The following is a 19,035-nucleotide window of genomic DNA, read 5'->3' as shown; positions in this document are numbered from 1 at the left end:
AAGAGGTATATATGCATAAAAATTATCCAAGTCATGTCACTAAAGAACAATTTGAGAACATAAGATTAATTTTAGAAAATGTCAAAAAGAAAACAAAACCAAGAAATTTAGATTTATATGAAGTATTTTGTGCAGTTTTATATGTATTAAAAAGTGGTTGTCAATGAAGAATGTTACCAAAAAATTTTCCAAAATGACAAACTGTATATTATTATTTTCAAATTTGAAGTAAAAATAATGGTAAAGAACCTAGCATATGACAATTAATTTTAAAAAAAATTAGTTAGAAAAGTTCGTATCAATAATCATCGAAAAGAAAAAACCAGTTTTTGTATAATTGATTCACAAAGTGTTAAAAATACAGATACTACTAAAAACAAAGGTTATGATGCTGGTAAAAAGATTTCAGGAATAAAACGTCATATTGCTGTTGATTCTCAAGGTTTACCACATGCAATTTACGTAACTACAGCAGAAAAAACAGATCGTAATAGTGCTATAATAATGATTCAAAATGAAAAAGAAAATCTTTCTACAGTTCAAAAAATAATAGTAGATGCTGGTTATACTGGTGAAAAATTTGCTTCTGCAATCAAAACAATTATAAATGCGAATGTTGAAGTTGTAAAACGTAATGAATTACATTCTTTTGTAGTATTACCAAAAAGATGAGTTGTAGAGCGAAGTTTTGCTTGATTAGAAAAATGTAGAAGATTATGAAAAAATTGTGAAAGAAAATTAAATACTAGTTTACAAATGGTTGTTCTTTCCTTTATTTCAATTTTATTAAAAAGATTCTAAACAGGTTCTAAGGACAACCTTTTTTACTTAAAGAGCGGGTAATATTGAATGCTAATAAAAGTTTGTTAATAATTTTATTATTAAATTCGTTACCTCGATCGCTATGAAATATTTGCATATCTTTTAAACAGCGATTTGATTGCATAAATGCTTGATATACCAATGATGCATCTTTTTTAGTACCTACACTATGTCCAACAATTTCGCGGTTAAATAGGTCTATTAATAAGCAAATATAGTTTCATTTACCATTAACTTCAACATAACTAAGATCACTGACAATCACCTCATTTTTAATTCTATTATTAAAGTTTCTATTAACAATATTAGTGATTTGTTCATTATTTACTTTATTACGATGATTTTTAAATGATAATTTAGTGTATTTTGACATTAAATTATGTTTATCCATAATTTTTTTAATTTTTCTTCTTGATAAATAAATTTCTTGTTTTTCTAGTATGACTTTTAATCTTCTTGTTCCATAAACACATTTGTTTTCTTTAAAAGCACTAATAACAGCTTGATCATAAATATTATTTTTGATTTTATCTTCTTTTTTCTTTAAATTAAAATAATATGTTGATTTAGAAATTTTTAAAAAACGACACATTGGGCGAATCTTATATTTTCATTTATTATTTGCAATAATCTCTACTTTCTGCCTATTATTAGTGCTGCTTGCTTTAAAATATCATTTTCCATTCGTAATTGTTTTAATTCTTTATTCATTTGAATTAATTGTTTTTCTAAATCAGAAAGATTATCTTTAGTTTTAAAACTTCCCGAATTAGTAAATTGCTTAATTCATTTATATGCAACTGCTCTTGTAACATTGTACTCTTTAACAAGACAAGATACTGATTTGCCACTTTGATATAAAGCTACTATTTGTTTTTTAAATTCATCTGTATATGAAGTAATATTGGCCATAATTATATTTCCTTTCTTTTAACAAATATTGTTATTTGTCTACATAATTAGTGTCCAATAAATTGTAGCCGATCCAGTTTTTGAGCAATATTAAAAAGAGGTTTTATCGGCCAATTTCATTGAGTTTCAAAAAAATGACTCCAATCTTATTTAAATGAATTTTGTTTTAAATATAATAACCGTAAAGAAAAAATCACATTTAAAAATATCATAATTAAATTATTTATTAAGAATTAAGTGTTAACCAATAAGCGTAAAATTCCGAAAAATTTTGTTATTACCTTCAATGTTGATAACTACTATTACATCCAATAATAAGACAGAAAAAACAGTTATTGATTATCATCAGTTATATGTTCTTGGTGATAGTCTTTCTGATACTGGGAGTTTTGTTGGAGCTGGGAGTGACTTTGTGCAAAAATCACCATTAGCACCTTGATGAGTCGCTCAAGTAGAATTAGGAGATCCGTATTATTTAAATCGTTCTTTCAGTAATGGTAAGGTTGCAGCTGAAATTTTAGCTAATAAATTACATTTAAACTTACAAGCAGGATGAAAATATAGGATTTTAAATGATGCAGCAACTTATGAACAATTTGGTAATAATTATGCGGTTAATGGCGCTGTTGCAGCTGAAAATGATTCATGAACAGGAACATTTATTCAAATCGTTTTAGTCTTGAGCATCAAATGAATACTTTATTATCTCAACATCAAGATTTACAAAGTGACGATTTAGTCTTTCTTGAATCAGGAAATAATGATATGTTGGCTGCTATTGATGGTAACTATTATAAAGGACTTGAAATGCAATTATAAAAGAAGGGGATATAATTCAAGAATTAATTAATAAAGGCATCCAACATATTGTTGTTACTGATGTTCCAGATTTTAGTCTTGTCCCAAAATATTATGGAACTAAATCGCAAGTTTTAGCAAAAGAATTATCTGATGCTTATAAAACACTTTGAAATCACGAGATATCTTTATATACAACTAATTATCCTAATTTTATTAGAAGATTTAGTTTAAGAGAAGAATTAAGTAAATATGCGCTGATATTTCAACAAGAAGGTAAAAATATTCGGAATTTTACGCTTATTGGTTAACACTTAATTCTTAATAAATAATTTAATTATGATATTTTTAAATGTGATTTTTTCTTTACGGTTATTATATTTAAAACAAAATTCATTTAAATAAGATTGGAGTCATTTTTTTGAAACTCAATGAAATTGGCCGATAAAACCTCTTTTTAATATTGCTCAAAAACTTTCTATTGTATTTGTATGAATACCATTATAAGAAAAATATTTTTTGTGATTAACTTGTTCATGTGGTAAAATTTTATTCATTTTATAATAGACTTACTGCATAACTAGTTAACTTTTTATTTTTTTGTTATTATTAAAATAAAATTTGAATAGTTAAGGATAAACTTTATGACATATTTTGAATTAAAAGATAAATCTGATCAATATTTTCGTAAAATAGTGGGTATTAATAAACTCGTTTTTAACGAAATTTTAAATATTTTATTAGAACATCAAAAACTCAAAACTACTATTGGTGGAAGGCCATATAAAATGTCAATAGAAGATCGACTAGTAATGAGTTTAAGATATTTATATGAAAATCGTACATATCATAGTATTGGTGCTGAGTATGGTATGGTTGATACTACTGCTTTACGAAATATTCGTTCAATTGAAGATATTTTAATAAAGAATAATAAGTTTAATAATTTAACAAATAAAAATATTTTTTTAAAAAGAAGAATTAAAAAATAAAATTTTGATAATTGATGTAACAGAGGTAGAAACAGAACGACCAAAATATAACCAAAAAGATTGATTTTCTGGTAAAAAATGAATGCATACTGTTAAGTTTCAAACCGTAATTAATGCAAATACTAATGAAATTTTAAATATTTTTTCTGATATTGGTAAAAATCATGATTTTAAAACTTTTAAGAATTCAAAGTTAAAGTTTTTACCAGAAACTATAATTCTTGCAGATAAAGGTTATCAAGGTTTACAAAAAATTCATGCTAATACATTTTTACCCATTAAAATTAGCAAAAATAATCCTAAAACAAATAAAACCAAAATCTTTAATAAGATTATTAATAAAACTCGTAGAAAAATTGAACATGTTTTTGCATTTTTAAAATGTTTTAAGATTATTGGTTATAAATTTAGAAAAGCCAGAAAACGAATATTTTTAAGATTTAATTTAATTGCAGGATTTTATAATTTATCATTAAAACTTAAAAACGTTATGCAGTAAGTCTAATATCCACGATATTCATCAGTAAAAAGAATAGAATTGTTAATATCAACATTTTCTTTAACTATTTTCATTAAATTTTCAGATTTAATACTTTTATTTTTTGCATGAAATAATTTAACATTACCATTTCGTTCAATAATGCCAACAACACACTCTTTACTAGTTCCTCTACCACGTAATGAGTTATTTTTATTATCAACATCATTATATTTACGCGGTTTTCCACCCACATATGTTTCATCCATCTCTAATATTTTTGCTAATAATTTAATCTCATCATTAGCCATTGCCTTTCTAATTTTATGCATCATTTTTCATACAGTTGCTAAACGTAAATTTAAGTCTCTTGAAGCTTGAGATGATGATAAACTTTTTTTAGCATTAGCCATTAATACTATTAAAATAAATCACTTTTGAAGTGGTACACGTGTATGATGAAAAATAGTTTGAGCAGTTACACTAAAAGACTTATGACATTTTTTGCATTTATAACGCGACTCTTTTAAAACAGAGTTAACTTTTTCACTAAAACAAAAAAGACATTTTGGTTTGTTATTTCATCTTATTTCTTCTAAAAATTTTATACAAGATTCTTGGTTTGGAAATTTATTTATTATGTCTAAAATATTCATTTTCAATCACCTTTAATTAGATTTTATTTTACTAATATCTAATTATAGTTTTCAGAAATAATAATGTATATAAGTTATTGCCAATAAACGTAAAATTCCGAAAATATTATTCAAAATGCAATTGAATTTGATTATGCTCATATGGCATTAGATGGTGCTGTTACAGCAACATATGTTAATGGTTCAACAAAAGAAACATTAAATAATTATTTCTTTTTTGATGAAGTTCATCCAACAACATTAGTTCATCAAGCAGTTTCTGAGAATCTTTATACTTTAGTTGAAAATTGATAATGTTTTAAAACATTAGAGATAACAATTAGTATATAAGATAAAAGTTCAAATTTGGAATATTATCAAAAATTAAAATAGTTTCCGAATATTGAAACACTAAATAAACTTAAAAAAAGTTTATTATTGAGGAAAAAATAAAAGTGTGATTATATATATGAAACATTATGATATTATAACATTAACATAAAATATATTAATAATTTTGTGAGGTTGGAAACATGGTTTATATTGTTCATGGTCAAGATGAGTATTTAGTAAGAAAAAATATTGAACAATTAATTAAAAAAAATCATAAAAAAGAAAATTATGATTATAATCTATATGAATTACAAGACGATACAATTGCTAATATTATTAATGAAATTCAAATTATGAGTATATTTGAAGAAAATAAAGTAATTGTAATTAATGATAGTAGTAATTTATGACAAAAATATATTAAAGAAAAAAAATTTGTTAATGCTTTGCTTAATCATAATCAAAAAACAATGATAATTATTAAAAGTTTAAATGTTGATTTTAAAATTAGTAGAGAATTTCAACAATTTAATATTATAAAAATTAAAAATTATACAAAAGCACAATTATTATTATTAATTAATAAAGTTTGCAATAGTTTTAAAATTAACATTACTCAAGAAGCAACTAATTTTCTTTTAGAATACTTGCCAAATGATGTCAGTATTATTTTAAATGAGTTATCAAAATTAAGATTAATTGGAAAAAAAATAACTTCAGATATTATTATTGAGGTGGTTCCTAAATATTTTGAAACAAATATTTTTAAAACTATTGAATATATATTAAAAAAAGATTATAACAATTTTTGAACACAATATAACTATTATAATGTTATTAATTATGATAAAATTAAACTGATTAATATTCTTGTATATCAATTAGAATTAATTAGAGATATCAAAATTTTAGTTAAACAAAAAAAAAGTAATGAAGATATTTCTAATATATTAAATATTTCCAAGTTTCAAGTAAAAATATTAGAACAATATTTAAATATTAGTTTAAATATTAATAATATTTTGTTAAAATTATATGAATTAGATTACAATATCAAAAAAGGAAAGTTTAATAAAAATATCACAATTGATTTATTTTTTTTGAATATTTAGTATATAATTATAGATGTTTTAAACTCAAGAGGTGATACATATAATGAAAAGTAATAAAAATACTGATGTTACAGAAAAAAAGTTAGTAGAAGAAAATAGTGACGTTACATTGGTTAAGCCAAAAGTAAAAAGAGTTACAAAGAAAAAAACCGAAAAAGTGTACTCAGAAGAAGATTTAAATGTTGCATTATACTATGAAATATCAAGCACTATATATAACAGTTTAAATAATTTAATTGTTAGAAAATCTATTTTTGCTAATGAAGAACTTTTAAAAATTTTAGAACTACAAATTTCTAATTTATTTTTTCTTGAAAAAGAACTAAAAGAATTAAAAGATAAAAAATATGCAATAGAATTTTTGCAGTTAATTTCTAATTTGGTAAATCGTAGTTTGAGTATTACTAAAAGTTCTCCTAAAAATCGTATTGAAATTCTTGAAGAGCGTAACTTATTAATAGTTACAATTACTAATATTTGTAAGACTGTGGAAAAAGAAAGTCTTGAACGAATAAGACAGTTTGATAATAATACTTTTAATGAATTAAATGATCAAATTACTGCATTAAATAATTTTAGTGATGATGTTACTGAAGTTAAGCCAAGTGTTACTCCAAATAATCAGAATATTGATAATAATGTTGATACAAATGCTAATATTGGTGGCATTGGAAATCTAGGTAATAATTTAAATATTAATAATCTTGATAATAATAGTTTAGCAAATTTAGCGAAGTTAGGTGTATTACCGCAACATCCCGCCGCAAATCCTAAATTTTACCCGTATATGAATAAACCAAAATCTATTCCACTTTTAAAGAAAATATTATCAGCTTTTTTCTTATTAACAACAGTGCTAGCAATATTTGCTTATATACTAACTTATTTTATAGCAGGTACTTTTCCAATTAAAGGAAATAGTGCACCTGTTTATTATAATTTTGCACAACAATCAAAAACTATAGTTTTCATCATTGTTACAACAATAGTTCTAAATGGAGGTTTTTTATATTCAATTTTAAAACCACCAAAATTAGGTCGTGATTTATATCGAACATCATATTTTTTAATAGTTATTTTAATTTTTTGAATAATTTATACAATTTCAAATTTATTTTATATGACAACAGATGATTCATTAAAAAGAACATTTACTTCTTTTTTAGATAAAGGTGATGAAATTAATCCTAATGCTTTACCTTGATTAAAAGGATTAGCAACTTTTAAAGTTTTTCAAATATTAACATATATTACAGCAGCATCAGCAATTTTACCAATTGCTATTATATTCGTTATTGCTATTCTTAATCCAAAAATTGATCGTAATAAAATTATGAGGGCCAATTCGGAATATCAAAATGCTATTAATAATGCTTTAAGTGGTAAACCCTATGAAATCGATCCATCACTTTTTGATGATAGTTTAGATAGTGATAATAAAAAAGATACAAAAGATCATAAATTTTGACGTAATAGTGATTTATTTAAATAATAAAACGGACTTCACCCCACATGTACTTGTGGAGGGAACAATGAAACTGAATGAGTTCAACAATGCTTTTCAAACTGAACAGCAATGTCTTGCATATATAGCAAATTTGAAAGAAAACAAATGTATTAGGTGTTCTAGTTTTAATTTGAATACTTCTGATTAAAAAGAATAAGATGTTTGAAATGTAATCAAACATTTAGTATTCTCACGGGTACCATATTTTCAAGGTCACAAACATCTTTAAGATCATGATTTTACTTCATCTTTAGATGAATAAACACCAAACATGGAATTCCATCAACTGATGTTTCAAAAGAATTGGGAGTGACTTTAAAAACAGCATGGAGAATGGGTCATAAAATTAGAACACGTATTGCAAAACAAGAACCTCAATTTATTGTTGAAGGCACAGTGCAAATTGATGAAATGTATCTTTCACATATGGCTTTTAAAAAAGAAGGAAGATCGTTGAAAAATAAAACATTGATTGTTGGCATTTATGAAGAAACAACTAATAATTTAATTGTGAAAGTATTGAAAAATGCAAAGACTAAAAGTCTTTTGAATTTTGCAAGAAGCCACATTTTTTCAAAATGTCATGTATATACTGATGATTGAAAAGGATATTGCGATTTCAAATTGGTTTTCCCAAAACATAAAACAGTTAATCATCAATATGGTTATGTTTCAAAAACTGGTGTAAATACCAATCAAATTGAATCAGTTTGAAAACATATAAGAAGAACATTTAAAACACATATCAAAGTTGCAAAACATCATGTTTATTTATATGCCAAAGAAGCTGCATATAAATTCAACAAGATACTTAGTTTTGAAATTGTAATGCTGTGTTTAATTTAAAAATGTGGCGAGAAAAGCGTAATAAAATTAAAAAGGACTAAAAGTCCTTTTTAATTTTATTATTTTTAATTATTAGATTTAATATCTTATGCTTGTCAACGTAATTTTAAACTTGCAACTATTGTGTAAATACCAATTAATCCAAGTGCAACTCCTAGATATATTCCATAAGTTGTTGTAAAAGTAAAACTTGTTCCACTTCAAGCTTGAATAAATGGATTCATAGCGTATTTGAATGGATTAAAGTAAGTTGCATATTTTAAAACAGGACTACTATTAATTAACTCAGCTGGGAAAAATACCCGACTTAAAAATGCAACTGGAAAATAAATTACATTTGATGCTGCAACTAAAGCAGTTACTTATTTGAAAATTGAGGCTAATAACATTTCTAAACCCATTGATGAAAAGAAAATTAATATAATAAATGGGATAGATTCTCCAATAAAATTTGCTGTTACTATATTATTTCACCCATAAGTACCACCAAACATAATTCCAGCTCATAATAAAGATCATAAGAATGTTGCTATCATAAAGAAAAATCCAATTATCATAACAGAAAGAACAAAGAAAATTGGTTTAATATTTGTTGCTTCAATTCGCTTCATTAAAACACTATTTTTTAAATTCAACAATTGTTTGTGGAATAATGAAAAATTCCTACTGCCATTGGTTGTAACATTGAAATTGAACCAACTAAAGTATGTAAACTTTTTACAGTATCACCTTCCATTTGTTTAAAAGCAAAACCTTCTAAGAACAAAATTAGAATTGGAAATAAAACTAGAAAGAAGGGTACAAAAAATCCTCGATAATAATATTTAAACATTAAGTTTATTAATGGTCGACTTTTTTCGGGCATTTTGGCTTTATGAATTCATTTATTTTTTTCTTATTTTTTTTGATTTCAACATTTTCTTTTTTTATTTCTTCATATTGTTTTTTAAATCAGCTTTTTTATTTTTATCAAACATTTTTCATGTAAAATTATGAACTGAACCATATTTTAACAATATCTTTGACATTTCCTGCTTCTTTTATAACTCCATTATGAATGTAAATATACTTTTCACAAAATTCTTCAACTTCGCTCATATTATGAGTAACTAAGATCATTGTCTTATTTTTATCAATAATATTTTTTCTAAAAAATTCAAAAATTTCTGAACGAACTTCAATATCTAATCCCGTAAAAACTTCATCTAAAATAACTAGATCAGGATCATGAATAACAGCTAATAAAATATTTAAATGTTGTTGTTGTCCACCCGAAAGTGTTTGAATAAACTTATTTTCAATTCCAAGTAATTGGTATGTCTTCAGTAACTCTAATAGTTCATCTTCTTTCATTGAAATATTAAAAGTATGTAAATAATATTTAATCATATCCATAACAGATATTCCGGCCGGATATCTAGATTCTTGAAATTGTAAACCATTTACCAGATGTTCTTGACGAATTATTTCACCAGATGTTGGTTTACGAATACCACCAATAATTTCACTTAAAGTTGATTTACCACTAGCATTTGCACCAATGATTCCAATTCGATCACCAGGATTAATAGTTAAATTAACTTTATCTAATGCTAATTTATTTCTATATTCCTTTGTTAGATTCAAGATTTCTACTAGTGGTTGAGACTTATCTATTTTTTCTTATTTTGTTGATTGTTTTCCATATATAATACCTCCTGCATTAGATTGTACTATAATTAAGTGTTAAAAAGAAATTATTGAAATTTGTAACAATAAAATAAAACGGAATTTTACGCTTATTGGTTAACACTTAATTCTTAATAAATAATTTAATTGTGATATTTTTAAATGTGATTTTTTCTTTACGGTTATTATATTTAAAACAAAATTCATTTAAATAAGATTGGAGTCATTTTTTTGAAACTCAATGAAATTGGCCGATAAAACCTCTTTTTAATATTGCTCAAAAACTTTCTATTGTATTTGTATGAATACCATTATAAGAAAAATATTTTTTGTGATTAACTTGTTCATGTGGTAAAATTTTATTCATTTTATAATATCCACGATATTCATCAGTAAAAAGAATAGAATTGTTAATATCAACATTTTCTTTAACTATTTTCATTAAATCTTCAGATTTAATACTTTTATTTTTTGCATGAAATAATTTAACATTACCATTTCGTTCAATAATGCCAACAACACACTCTTTACTAGTTCCTCTACCACGTAATGAGTTATTTTTATTATCAACATCATTATATTTACGCGGTTTTCCACCCACATATGTTTCATCCATCTCTAATATTTTTGCTAATAATTTAATCTCATCATTAGCCATTGCCTTTCTAATTTTATGCATCATTTTTCATACAGTTGCTAAACGTAAATTTAAGTCTCTTGAAGCTTGAGATGATGATAAACTTTTTTTAGCATTAGCCATTAATACTATTAAAATAAATCACTTTTGAAGTGGTACACGTGTATGATGAAAAATAGTTTGAGCAGTTACACTAAAAGACTTATGACATTTTTTGCATTTATAACGCGACTCTTTTAAAACAGAGTTAACTTTTTCACTAAAACAAAAAAGACATTTTGGTTTGTTATTTCATCTTATTTCTTCTAAAAATTTTATACAAGATTCTTGGTTTGGAAATTTATTTATTATGTCTAAAATATTCATTTTCAATCACCTTTAATTAGATTTTATTTTACTAATATCTAATTATAGTTTTCAGAAATAATAATGTATATAAGTTATTGCCAATAAACGTAAAATTCCGAAATAAAAAGTATTAATTCTAAATATTTTGGAAAAATATTTTTTAATTTTTGTTTTTCATGTATATATAATATAGATTTGAAAATAGTGATTATGTAGTATAGCAATTTAACACATGCTTTAAATCAACATTTATGAATTCAAATCCCATTTAATTATAAAACCATATACTATTAATCATTACTTTTGTTGTTTTATAAATAAAAGTTATTATATTGTATAATTAATTATATTTGAGAAATTAGATAGAAACTTAGGAGGAACCATTGTGGAAAATTTAGTAAGTGAAGAAGTAATTGAAGAAACGTATTCAAAAATTAAAGATAAAATTAGTAAGACAAGTTTGATAAAAGCAGATAAACTTTCTTCATTTTTTGGTAATAATATATTTTTAAAGTTAGAAAATTTACAAAAAACAGGTAGTTTTAAAATTAGAGGAGCTTTAAATAAAATTCTTAATTTATCAAAGGAACAGCAAGCAAAAGGTTTAATTGCTGCTAGTGCTGGTAATCATGCACAAGGAGTCGCTTTAGCAGCTTCAAGTTTAAATTTAGTATCAAAGATAGTTATGCCTGTAACAGCACCACTAGCCAAAATTGCGGCTACTAAAGAATTTGGTGGTTCTAAATGTACTGTTAAACTTTGTGGTAATATGTTTGATGACGCAATGTCTGAAGCATTAAGACTTGAAAAAGAAGAAGGGTTAACGTTAGTTCATCCATATGATGATAATTTTGTTATTGCTGGTCAAGGTACAATTGGTTTAGAAATATATGAGCAAATGAATGCAATGGGTAAAGAAATTGATTATTGTTTAGTTCCTATTGGTGGAGGAGGACTTTTAAGTGGTATTTCAATTTATTTAAAAAGTAAAAATCCAAATATTAAATTTATTGGTATTGAAGCACAAAATGTTGATTCTTATAATCAAGCTTTAAAACAAGGAAAACCATTTAAAATTCAAGGTAAAAGCTCAATTGCTGATGGAATTGCTGTTAAACAAACAGGAGAATTAACATTTAATATTTTAAAGAAAAATGTTGATAAAGTTATTACTGTTAGCGAAGAAGAAATTGCGCAAGCAATGTTATTTTTATTAGAAAAATGTAAAATTGTAACTGAAGGTAGTGGAGCTGTTAGTGTTGCTGCTATTCTTTCTGGTAAATTAGATAAAATCATTGGTAAAGATAAAAATGTTGTTTGTGTAATTAGTGGTGGTAATGTTGATATTACTACATTAGGAACAATTATTAATAGTGCTTTAATTAGTTCACATCGACGAGTTCCTTTTTCAGTTAACGGTAAAATTAATAATAGTACTATTAGTGAAATTATTAATATTATTACTAAAAATGGTGCCTCTATTTATAAAATTCACAGTACATTTGATCGTAATAAATTAGATATTAGTAATTTTAGTATTTTTGTAGTTATGGATACATCAGATGAATTTCAAAAAAATAAAATTTTTGCTGAGATTAGAGCATCAAGTTCTAACTTTACATTATTAGCTAAATAATTTTTTAAATTTGGTATTTTATTAAAATAAAAATTTAGTTTAAAAATATTAACTATATATTAATTATTTTGCTTTTGCTAATTTAGTCATAATTTTAGATTTTTGACGAGCAGCTTTATTAATATGATAAATGCCTTTAAGAACAGCTTTATCAATTAAACTACATACTTCATTAACAAGTACTGCAGCATTTTCTGCTTTATTTTTTATTGATACTTCAGCTTTTTTTAAAGCAGTTTTAACTTTAGATTTATAACTTTTATTAATTTCATTTCTTTTTTGGTTTGTTTTAATTCTTTTAATTTGTGATGCAATGTTAGCCATTTTTTCTCCTTTTTTGTTTTGAACATGTTTTATAGATTAATTATAACAAAAATCATAAATGTTGTATAATATTTTTTATTTTTTCAGTATAATTAATGTGTTAGCTTTTTGTTAATAGTATATTTTAATTTTTTTACACTTTTAATGTAAATTATTTGTTTAAAAACTTTAATGATAAATGTAGGTGTGGTAAATAAATGAGTTACTATTTTCGTAACCCTTATCAATTTTCTTACCATAGTATTAGTAGGATTAGAACAAGATTAAAATTGCAAGACTTAAATGATATCCAATTACGTGAATATTGTTTAAAATTGATTAATGAGTCTTATGATATTGAAGAGACAAAAAGTTTTAAATATATTAGAGTAAATAAAACACATCTTTATTTCGTAATTAAAAAAGATGTTAATTTAATTTTAACAATTTCACCGATGAGTCCAGCTAAACTATTAGGAGTAATCGAGGAAAATTTATAAATCAAAAAAGAGGAATAAAAAATGGGAAATTTATCTAGTCAATGATGAATGTTAGCACTTATAGGAATAGTTTTAATAATTTTTATTTTTACAACCATTTCAGCAAAAAAGAAAAAAAAAGAAGAGAAAAAACAACGTCAAAAAGAAGTAAAAAATATTATTAAATCCTTTATGCGTGATGAATTAAAATTGCAACATAAAACAGTAGAATTTGAACAAGTAGTTTCACGTAGTAGTAAAGAATATCGCTATCGTGATGTTTTTGATGTAATTGTAAAATTATATGATTCTAAGAAAAATGATTTATTTGCAACTAAAGCATTTGAGGTAGAAGGGTTTACTAAGCAATTAGCAAAGAAAGAATTTGAAACAATTTGAAAAGTAAATTGTGAATTAGATTTAGAAGAAACACTTAAGAAAATTGAAATGTCAAAAAAACGTAGTGGTAAAATTAAAATAAAAAGAAAAACAGCAGAAGAAAAAGCAGCAATTAAAAAAGAAAATGAAGCCGTTAAACTTGCAATTGAAGAGAAACGTTTACAAAATAAAGAAAATAAAAAACGTGCTAAAAATTTAGAAAAACCTAAAATTGCAATTCATGATAAATTTTCTGGATGAAAAGATAAATAAATCTTTATTTTTAAGTAGACAATTAGGTGATATGTAATGAAAATTTATAAAGATGATTATAAACATTTCCGTATTTGTCGAAAGCTTTCATGATTTTTAAATGCAAAAAATTACGCTTTAGCTAAGCATTTAATTGAAGAGAAAAAGATAATAAATTTTGTTGAATTAACGCATACTAAAACAAGTAGTAAATTTAAATCTAATTTAATTACTATTTCTGATTTAGACTATGATACATTTGAAAATAATTATAATGAAGAAGATGATTCTGAATTTTATCTTGGTGAAACAATTGCAGATGGTATTGAAACTGGGCACTATGCTCAAGAATATTTTACTTTAAAATATTCTTGTTTTAATTTTGAGTCTGAACCCGGTACTAATGTCATAGAAATTATTAATAATAAAGAGTATGATGTTTTATTTGAACCAAGATTTGAATATCAGGGCTGTGTTACTAAGTGTGATATTTTAAAACGAAATAATGATGGTTGGGATTTAATTGAAGTAAAAGCAGTAACTTGAGTTAAAGAAGAACATATGTGAGATTTACTTTATCAGTATGATATTTTAACTAAATGTGGAATTAAAGTAGTTAATACTTATATTATGTATTTAAATAATAATTATGTTAAGAAAGAAAAAATAGATTTAAATGAATTATTTGTTGTTAATGGATCAACTTGGCAAAAAAGTCCTAACACTAAAAAAAGTTTTAGTCTTTTTGAATCAATTCAAGATGAAATTTTAAATAATAATTTGAAATTACAATATGAAAATATTAAGAATATTATTAAAATTAGTGATATTGACGAAATAGTTAAATTATTAACTTTACCTTATTGTCATGAAAATAGTAATCAATTTTGTCCTCATATTTTTAAATATTTTTCTATTCATAATACTATTTTTGAATTATATCGTTTAAGAAAGACTAAGAAAGCATTGTGATATTATGAAGAAGATTTGTTAGAAATTAATGATGAAAGATTATTACCATTTCTAACAAAGTCTAATTTACATTTAAGACAATATGATGTAATTAAAAATGGTGAAAAATTAATTGATGGCAATAAATTTGTTGATTTAAAAATTGAATACAAAAAGTACCAATATCCGATTTATATGTATGATTTTGAGACTATGAAATCTGCAATACCTAAGTTTAAAAATAGTAAACCATATCAACAAATTCTCTTTCAATATTCTGTCCATGTATTATTAGCACCAGATTTTGATTTTAAAACTTATAAATCAATTAAACATTATGAATTTTTAGCAGATGGCAATGATGATCCAAGAGAAATGTTAACAAAAAAATTATGTCATGATTTAATTAATATTCATGGTCAAGGTACGTATGTTGCTTATAATCAATCATTTGAGAAATCTGTTCTTAAAAAATTAGCTTATTATTATCCTCAATATAAAAATAAATTATCATTAATTCATGATGGTACTATTGATTTACAAGATTTTTTTAAAGAATTTAAAATTTATAAAGAACAGTTTTATGGTTCTCTTTCAATTAAAAAAACTTTGCCAGCATTTGAACCTTTATTTTCTTATGAAGGATTAGTTATTAAAAAAGGAGATATGGCCTCAGAAGCTTTTCGTAGAAGAGTTGAAAATAACATTAGTTTAACTAATTGGATTCATAATTTTCGTGAAAATATGTTAAAATATTGTGCTCAAGATACTTTAGGTATGGTAGTATTATTCTGACATGTAAAAAATATTATTGAAATGTACAAAGCAAAAATTGAGGGCGAAAATTATGAAAAAATTTAAAATTTTATTTATGGGTTCTTCTTTTTTTTCTGAAAATATTTTAAAAACATTGTTATTAACAATGAAAAATGAAATTGAAATAGTTGGTGTTGTTTGTCAGCCAGATCGTAAAATTGGTCGTAAACAAGAAGTTGTTCCTTTAGCAATTAAACAATTGGCACAAGAATATCAAATCCCTGTTTTCCAACCCGAAAATATTATTGAAAGTTTAAAAGATTTACAATTATTAAATATTGATGTTATTCTTACTTGCGCTTATGGTCAATTTTTACCAAAAGCAATTTTAAATTTACCAAAATATAAATGTTTAAATATTCATGCTTCATTATTACCATCATTACGTGGTGGTGCCCCTATTCAATGAGCAATTATTAATGGATTACAAACTACTGGTATTACATTAATGAAAATGGTAAGTAAAATGGATGCAGGAGTAATTTATGTTCAAGAACAAGTTTCAATTAGTAATGAGGATACATATAGCTCTTTAGTTAATAAGTTGATAACTTTAGCACAAAATATGTTAATAAAATATTTATTAAAAATCATTAATAATGAAATAGAAGAGCAAGAACAAGATGAAAATAAAGTAACTTTTGGTTTAAATATTAAAAGAAGTGATGAAAAAATTAATTGAAATCTTTCAGCACAATTAATTTCATGTCATGTTCGTGGATTGTATAATACACCAATTGCTTATACTACGTTGAATGATAATATATACAAAATTCATCAAGTAGCAGTAACTAATGAATTATCAAATGCTATGCCAGGAACAATTGTTGCAATAAATAAATTAGGTATTATTGTTGCCACTAAAACTAATAACATAGTAATTAAAGTTATTCAACCAGCAGGTAAAAAAGAAATTATAGTAGCTTGTTACTATGGTTCTAAAATTAATCCAATTGCAATTGGTTTTATCTTTAAATAGTAAAAAAAATAATTAACTAATATTTTTTGGTAATCTAGGAGGAAAAGATGTATCGTTTTCGCTCAATTAAGTATTTAGCAATGACTGGTATTATTACTGGTTTATTAGTAACAATTGGTTATTGTTCAACTTTTCTTTTTGGTTGAGCAATTACTAGTTTATTTGGTGGAAATTCTACTTTGCAATTATTTGATGCTGTTTTTATTCCATTTTGTGCTTTTTTTGAAGGGCCAATGCTGTTATTTGCAGGACCAATTGCGGGTAGTATTTTTGATTTAATTAGTGGTGTTAAAATTGTGGTTATTCCTATTACAATTTTTATTAGAATTTTAATGTTTTTTGTTATTAAGTTATTAATTAATAAATCTTGATGAAGTAGTGTTTATACTTTCTTTTTTGCTGCTATTTTATTACTTATTTACCCATTGTCTTATTTAGTAATTTATCAAGATTATGCTATTACAGTTAATGAATTAATTACCGACAGTATTCAAGCTGTCTTTGCTTATTTTGTTGCTATTCCAATTTATTATGCTCTTAGAACCGGTTTAGAATCTTTTTAATAAAATTGAAATAAAGGAAAGAACAACCATTTGTAAACTAGTATTTAATTTTCTTTCACAATTTTTTCATAATCTTCTACATTTTTCTAATCAAGCAAAACTTCGCTCAAAACTCCTTTATTTTTGTTGGCATTGGTTAGATAAGTTTACTTTCTTGTCTTCAAATCTGTACAAATTGATTTGGAGGCATTTTCAATCTAATAACTATTCTATCATTGTTTCAATATCTAACAAATTTTTCTAATATTTTATTAAAACTTTCCATACTTTCAAAAGTGCTACCAAACATCATTTTAAAATCTCTTTTAATTCAACGATTTAAACATTCACTAACTTGATTACCTTTAAAACCTGATAGACTTTTTGAATGAATTAGATTAGTACTTGTATTAAAAACTTTACTAACAATTTCGCTTGTATTAGCAGAACCTAAATCTGATTGAATAGTCGTAAAATTACATTGTTTAGCACTCGCTAATTCTATTTGATTAACCACATTTAACACAGTTTTGGCATTTTCACTTTTGTTTATTTTTCAGCCAACAATTGAATTACTGTACATATCAGTAGCAAAAACAACTAATAAATTTGTTTTTTTATCACCAATAATTATATTTTTAAATCATGTGCCATCCATACCAACTTTTTCAAGAAAGTTATTACTTGAAAAATTACGTTTTAATAAATCTTTATTATTTTTTAAATCACTATTTTCTACTACTCTATTTGTTGATTTAGGTTCTAATAATAATTTAATATTATTATCTTTTAATATTTGTTTTATGCTTGTTTTACTGCATTTAAGACCTTTATTTTTTATTTTTAACTCTAATCTTACTTTTTCAAAACTAGTGATATTAATGTACTTTTTTTCATTTTTAATGAGAACTATTTTGTTTATTGCTTGTATCAAATTATCATTAATTTTTGATTGATATTGCTTTTTACCTTTTTTTACTCATAAATAGTATGCTGTTTTGCTAATAGCTATGTAAACAATAATTTTATTTAAATGATGACCTTTTTGCTTATATTTTTCTACTATTAAAAAACACTTATATTTTAATAATTTACTATTTTTTCCCCTTGTTAATTTCTTTTCACAGGCTAATTGCTCCTTTAAAAGTTCTTTTTCAACCTCATCTTTTAAAGCTTGTTTTCTAAGTTTATCAATTTCTTTGTTTAATAGTTTAATTTCAATATCTTTCTTATCGATCCTGTGAGAAGTTTGGGATTTAGAAATTTTGGTGAATGCATTTTCACCTTTAATTTGATATTGGTTAACCCAATTATAAATTAATACTGGAGTTGATAATTTATATTTGACTTGAATTTCATGTATTTTTAGTTTTTTATCAACTAAATACTCATTAACAACGGCTAATTTTGTTTCTTTTGAATAAACTTTATAATTCATAATTTCTCCTTCTGTATTAATTATTTTTAATTATATTACAGATTGAAAATATTAATTGGTAAACTTAAGTGACTGATGCCGTTATTATAATTTTACATGATTTTAAAAACTAGTTATTTATGTATATATCTTTTCATATATTCTTAAGTGATAGTTTAATATATTTATAACAT

At 24.0% G+C, this 19,035-nt stretch carries 24 protein-coding genes and 1 pseudogene; 14 read left to right on the top strand and 11 right to left on the bottom strand.

Annotated elements, in window-relative coordinates:
• The first annotated feature begins 11 nt into the window (after nt 1-11).
• A protein-coding gene (locus tag AAHM85_RS03115) for an IS5 family transposase (protein ID WP_342260572.1) occupies nt 12-801 on the top strand; the annotation gives its coding sequence in 2 pieces (ribosomal slippage) (nt 12-272 and nt 274-801; 789 coding nt in all).
• A gap of 7 nt (nt 802-808) precedes the next feature.
• Here the strand turns inward: AAHM85_RS03115 and AAHM85_RS03110 are convergent.
• Together AAHM85_RS03110 and AAHM85_RS03105 are read right to left on the bottom strand one after the other, a co-directional pair.
• Nucleotides 809-1,414: a DDE-type integrase/transposase/recombinase gene (locus AAHM85_RS03110; protein WP_342260958.1), complete on the bottom strand. Its 606-nt coding sequence runs from the start codon at nt 1,412-1,414 to the stop codon at nt 809-811.
• Nucleotides 1,415-1,455: 41 nt separating this feature from the next.
• Nucleotides 1,456-1,734, bottom strand: coding sequence for a transposase (locus AAHM85_RS03105; RefSeq protein WP_342260957.1), 279 nt, complete (start codon nt 1,732-1,734; stop codon nt 1,456-1,458).
• A 271-nt stretch (nt 1,735-2,005) separates the two neighbouring features.
• On the opposite strand from AAHM85_RS03105, the gene AAHM85_RS03100 reads away from it, so the two are divergent.
• The gene (locus AAHM85_RS03100; protein WP_342260956.1) at nt 2,006-2,473 is read left to right on the top strand and encodes a hypothetical protein; all 468 of its coding nucleotides are present in this window, start codon (nt 2,006-2,008) and stop codon (nt 2,471-2,473) included.
• A 373-nt stretch (nt 2,474-2,846) separates the two neighbouring features.
• On the opposite strand, the gene AAHM85_RS03095 is transcribed toward AAHM85_RS03100, so the two are convergent.
• On the bottom strand, nt 2,847-3,089 hold the full coding sequence (locus AAHM85_RS03095) for a transposase (protein WP_342260603.1): 243 nt from the start codon (nt 3,087-3,089) through the stop codon (nt 2,847-2,849).
• A gap of 87 nt (nt 3,090-3,176) precedes the next feature.
• On the opposite strand from AAHM85_RS03095, the gene AAHM85_RS03090 reads away from it, so the two are divergent.
• Nucleotides 3,177-3,524: a transposase family protein gene (locus tag AAHM85_RS03090; protein ID WP_342260488.1), complete on the top strand. Its 348-nt coding sequence runs from the start codon at nt 3,177-3,179 to the stop codon at nt 3,522-3,524.
• A gap of 4 nt (nt 3,525-3,528) precedes the next feature.
• Nucleotides 3,529-4,023 (top strand): transposase family protein, encoded by a 495-nt coding sequence (locus AAHM85_RS03085; RefSeq protein ID WP_342260487.1) that lies wholly within the window; start codon nt 3,529-3,531, stop codon nt 4,021-4,023.
• Nucleotides 4,024-4,025: 2 nt separating this feature from the next.
• Here AAHM85_RS03085 and AAHM85_RS03080 read toward each other — a convergent pair whose 3' ends face one another.
• Nucleotides 4,026-4,658, bottom strand: coding sequence for an IS1595 family transposase (locus AAHM85_RS03080; protein WP_342260955.1), 633 nt, complete (start codon nt 4,656-4,658; stop codon nt 4,026-4,028).
• Nucleotides 4,659-4,799: 141 nt separating this feature from the next.
• Here AAHM85_RS03080 and AAHM85_RS03075 point away from each other — a divergent pair, with 141 nt between their 5' ends.
• From AAHM85_RS03075 to AAHM85_RS03055, 5 genes are all read left to right on the top strand, one after another.
• Nucleotides 4,800-4,952, top strand: a complete 153-nt coding sequence (locus AAHM85_RS03075) for a hypothetical protein (RefSeq protein WP_342260954.1) — start codon at nt 4,800-4,802, stop codon at nt 4,950-4,952.
• 218 nt (nt 4,953-5,170) lie between these two features.
• A complete protein-coding gene (holA, locus tag AAHM85_RS03070; protein WP_342260953.1) occupies nt 5,171-6,082 on the top strand; it encodes a DNA polymerase III subunit delta in 912 nt (303 codons plus the stop codon).
• Between the two features lie 43 nt (nt 6,083-6,125).
• A complete protein-coding gene (locus AAHM85_RS03065; protein ID WP_342260952.1) occupies nt 6,126-7,574 on the top strand; it encodes a hypothetical protein in 1,449 nt (482 codons plus the stop codon).
• A 28-nt stretch (nt 7,575-7,602) separates the two neighbouring features.
• Nucleotides 7,603-7,737, top strand: coding sequence for a hypothetical protein (locus AAHM85_RS03060; RefSeq protein ID WP_342260951.1), 135 nt, complete (start codon nt 7,603-7,605; stop codon nt 7,735-7,737).
• Between the two features lie 14 nt (nt 7,738-7,751).
• Nucleotides 7,752-8,435 (top strand): IS1595 family transposase, encoded by a 684-nt coding sequence (locus tag AAHM85_RS03055; RefSeq protein WP_342260950.1) that lies wholly within the window; start codon nt 7,752-7,754, stop codon nt 8,433-8,435.
• Nucleotides 8,436-8,521: 86 nt separating this feature from the next.
• Here AAHM85_RS03055 and AAHM85_RS03050 read toward each other — a convergent pair whose 3' ends face one another.
• From AAHM85_RS03050 to AAHM85_RS03035, 4 genes are all read right to left on the bottom strand, one after another.
• The gene (locus AAHM85_RS03050; RefSeq protein ID WP_342260949.1) at nt 8,522-8,659 is read right to left on the bottom strand and encodes a hypothetical protein; all 138 of its coding nucleotides are present in this window, start codon (nt 8,657-8,659) and stop codon (nt 8,522-8,524) included.
• Between the two features lie 138 nt (nt 8,660-8,797).
• A complete protein-coding gene (locus AAHM85_RS03045) occupies nt 8,798-9,046 on the bottom strand; it encodes a hypothetical protein (RefSeq protein ID WP_342260948.1) in 249 nt (82 codons plus the stop codon).
• A 379-nt stretch (nt 9,047-9,425) separates the two neighbouring features.
• Nucleotides 9,426-10,061, bottom strand: coding sequence for an ABC transporter ATP-binding protein (locus tag AAHM85_RS03040; RefSeq protein WP_342260947.1), 636 nt, complete (start codon nt 10,059-10,061; stop codon nt 9,426-9,428).
• A gap of 166 nt (nt 10,062-10,227) precedes the next feature.
• Nucleotides 10,228-11,106 carry an IS1595 family transposase gene (locus AAHM85_RS03035; RefSeq protein ID WP_342260593.1) on the bottom strand — a complete coding sequence of 293 codons (879 nt, stop codon included), beginning with the start codon at nt 11,104-11,106 and terminating at the stop codon, nt 10,228-10,230.
• 367 nt (nt 11,107-11,473) lie between these two features.
• Here AAHM85_RS03035 and ilvA point away from each other — a divergent pair, with 367 nt between their 5' ends.
• Nucleotides 11,474-12,724 (top strand): threonine ammonia-lyase, encoded by a 1,251-nt coding sequence (ilvA, locus tag AAHM85_RS03030; RefSeq protein WP_342260946.1) that lies wholly within the window; start codon nt 11,474-11,476, stop codon nt 12,722-12,724.
• Nucleotides 12,725-12,787: 63 nt separating this feature from the next.
• Here ilvA and rpsT read toward each other — a convergent pair whose 3' ends face one another.
• Nucleotides 12,788-13,048: a 30S ribosomal protein S20 gene (rpsT, locus tag AAHM85_RS03025; protein WP_342260945.1), complete on the bottom strand. Its 261-nt coding sequence runs from the start codon at nt 13,046-13,048 to the stop codon at nt 12,788-12,790.
• A gap of 500 nt (nt 13,049-13,548) precedes the next feature.
• Between rpsT and AAHM85_RS03020 the strand changes: the two genes are divergently transcribed.
• Genes AAHM85_RS03020 through AAHM85_RS03005 form a run of 4 tightly spaced genes read left to right on the top strand, consistent with a single transcriptional unit; the run spans nt 13,549 to nt 17,445 of the window.
• Complete coding sequence (locus AAHM85_RS03020) at nt 13,549-14,157, top strand: hypothetical protein (RefSeq protein ID WP_342260944.1); 609 nt, start codon at nt 13,549-13,551, stop codon at nt 14,155-14,157.
• Nucleotides 14,158-14,193: 36 nt separating this feature from the next.
• Nucleotides 14,194-15,948 (top strand): DUF2779 domain-containing protein, encoded by a 1,755-nt coding sequence (locus tag AAHM85_RS03015; RefSeq protein WP_342260943.1) that lies wholly within the window; start codon nt 14,194-14,196, stop codon nt 15,946-15,948.
• Nucleotides 15,935-16,882: a methionyl-tRNA formyltransferase gene (gene fmt / locus AAHM85_RS03010; RefSeq protein ID WP_342260942.1), complete on the top strand. Its 948-nt coding sequence runs from the start codon at nt 15,935-15,937 to the stop codon at nt 16,880-16,882. Before AAHM85_RS03015 ends, fmt begins: the two co-directional genes overlap by 14 nt.
• 47 nt (nt 16,883-16,929) lie before the next feature.
• On the top strand, nt 16,930-17,445 hold the full coding sequence (locus AAHM85_RS03005) for a hypothetical protein (protein WP_342260941.1): 516 nt from the start codon (nt 16,930-16,932) through the stop codon (nt 17,443-17,445).
• Here AAHM85_RS03005 and AAHM85_RS03000 read toward each other — a convergent pair.
• Nucleotides 17,431-17,553: pseudogene (locus tag AAHM85_RS03000) on the bottom strand (IS5/IS1182 family transposase); the annotation flags it as partial. The gene AAHM85_RS03005 and the pseudogene AAHM85_RS03000 sit on opposite strands and share 15 nt — an antisense overlap.
• A gap of 28 nt (nt 17,554-17,581) precedes the next feature.
• Nucleotides 17,582-18,862: an IS3 family transposase gene (locus AAHM85_RS02995; RefSeq protein WP_342260940.1), complete on the bottom strand. Its 1,281-nt coding sequence runs from the start codon at nt 18,860-18,862 to the stop codon at nt 17,582-17,584.
• Nucleotides 18,863-19,035: the final 173 nt, after the last annotated feature.

This window comes from Spiroplasma endosymbiont of Notiophilus biguttatus, assembly GCF_964030985.1.
Classification (GTDB): Bacteria; Bacillota_I; Bacilli_A; order Mycoplasmatales; family VBWQ01; genus Spiroplasma_E; species Spiroplasma_E ixodetis_A.
This window is presented reverse-complemented; position numbering and strand designations above follow the sequence as displayed.